Origin of the sequence: Corynebacterium sp. HMSC055D05 (assembly GCF_001810365.1) — a bacterium.
In the GTDB taxonomy this organism is placed as follows: Bacteria; Actinomycetota; Actinomycetes; order Mycobacteriales; family Mycobacteriaceae; genus Corynebacterium; species Corynebacterium coyleae.
This window is the reverse complement of record NZ_KV801051.1, coordinates 74,713-76,827: the sequence shown is the minus strand read 5'-3', so window position 1 is coordinate 76,827 and position 2,115 is coordinate 74,713. Positions and strand designations below refer to the sequence as shown.

2 protein-coding genes are annotated in these 2,115 nt (G+C 59.7%); both read left to right on the top strand.

The window, feature by feature from the left end:
- Positions 1-109: 109 nt before the first annotated feature.
- Positions 110-1,366: an alpha/beta hydrolase gene (locus tag HMPREF2734_RS03705; RefSeq protein WP_083308069.1), complete on the top strand. Its 1,257-nt coding sequence runs from the start codon at positions 110-112 to the stop codon at positions 1,364-1,366.
- Between the two features lie 34 nt (positions 1,367-1,400).
- A partial coding sequence (locus tag HMPREF2734_RS11510) for an alpha/beta hydrolase-fold protein (protein WP_246816777.1) occupies positions 1,401-2,115 on the top strand: 715 nt, incomplete at its 3' end.

The window sequence follows — 2,115 nt, the reverse complement described above, 5'->3', positions numbered from 1 at the left end:
GGTAACACGGGTTCAAATCCCGTACGGGGTACAACGTGAAAACCTCCGATCTGGTTCGCCAGGTCGGAGGTTTTCGTTTTGCTACCTCAAGCACGGGTACGTTATTCCCATGCTGTGGTTATTGCCGTCATCCTTAAGCGGTAGAGCGCGACAAACCGGCTCGAGCGTTATCGATGCGTTGAGCATCCCGATAGCGGCGTCCAGCCTGTTCTCCACCATTCCGTTGCTCGCCGTGCCGGCACTCTTTCTAGCCACGCTTGGCGCGGGAGTCTTTGGCTCGTCCATGTACGAAGGCGTCAGCGTCGGCGGCTCATCTGGCGGATCCAGTTCGTACCAATTGAGCGATACGTTTCCGGACCCGGACGCGCGCCCCGCCGAGTTGAAGTCCGTAACGCACATCGAGAACGACGTCTACGAGGTCGTCGTCTACTCCCACGCTATGGGCAAGGAAGTGAAAAACGAGGTGATTCTTCCGGGTGGGCCCGACAATGACACCCCTCGACCCACGTTCTACCTGCTCATGGGCGCTGATGGTGCAGCGAACGGCTGGTCGTGGCGCAACTCCTCCAACTACCAGGACTTTTTCCAGGACAAACTGGTCAATGTGGTTACGCCGATCGGGTCGGTTTCCTCCATGCAGGCCGATTGGTATCGCGATGACAGGAAAACGGGGCGCAATAAGTGGTTGACGTATCTGACCAAGGAGCTGCCGCCGCTTATCGACGAGCACTTCCACGGCACCGGCCGCGATGCCATAGCGGGAATTTCTATGTCAGGCGGACCCGCCTTAAACATCGCGTCACTGGAGCCAGATCGGTTTGTGGCTGCGGGCTCCTATTCGGGTTGCCCAGCCACGTCCGGGACGCTGGGGCACACATATGTCCGTCAGGCACTGAAACTGAACGGTGCAAATCCCAACAAGATGTGGGGTATGTCGAGCGATCCGGCGTGGATGGCGCACTCGCCTGTGTTGAACCTTGACGCGCTGCGCGGTATCGCGTTGTTCGTCTCATCTGCACAGGGCGTGCCGGGGCCAATTGATGCGGCGAAGACCTCATCAGAACGCATCGGTCCACCAGTGATTATTGAGGCCGCTTCCTATGCGTGCTCCAACTACTTCGTGGACGAAGCGAGAAAGGCAGGCCTGGAGGTGGAGTGGTACCCGTTAGTGGAGGGCACACACAGCTGGGGGCTGTTCGAGACCTCCATGCGGGAGAGCTGGAGCGTTATCGGTCCCGCCTTGAACGTTGAGTCCTTTGAGCGCGAATCGCCGGTGACAACCTCGCCGTTGCCCAGCGAAGCGCCACAACCAGTGGGGCAGCAGGGCTCGTCAGACTCGTCTGACTCGGCAGGATCGAGTACATGACAGGTGTTGGGCTACAGTTCGGCATGTGAAATCAATGATTCGTCGCGGTGTGGCTCTGTGTGCTGCCACTACGTCAGTGAGCTTGCTCGTCGCCACGCCGGCACCGGCTACGGAATCGCGAGAGAGCCTTGGGCTCGTCGAAAAGCAAGAAGCGCCCGGATGGGCAGGATCATCGCTGATTTACGGCTTGCGCCAGATCGGTCCGGATACGCCGCCGCTGGCAATACCGATCATCCTGTTCGGTGCGATGATGAGCGGCATTTTCGGCCACCTGCTGTTCGGCCGCTTTGTGTTCGAGGGCAGCTCGCGGGCGGCACAGTCACTTGGCTCGAGTTCGGTCGTGGACCAAACGTTCCCGGATCCGGATGCGCCGCCTGCACAGTTCCGCAAATTGGAGCACGTGCAGGACAACGTGTGGGTGCTGACGGTGTATTCGCCGTCTATGCAGCGCGAGATTGAAAACGAAATCATCTTGCCGGAAGGCGGGCCAGGAAACACCAATCCGCGCCCGACGTTCTACCTCCTGGGCGGCGCAGGCGGCGGGATGGTGACCCCGTGGTGGAAAGATGGTCGCGCTTCCGAATTTTTCGCAGACAAACACATCAATGTGGTCACTCCTCGCGGCTCCATCGGTTCGCAGCAGGCGGACTGGGCTGGCACGCACGACAAGTACGGCAGTTACAAGTGGACGACGTATCTGACCAAGGAGCTGCCACCGCTTATCGACGAGCACTTCCACGGCACCGGCC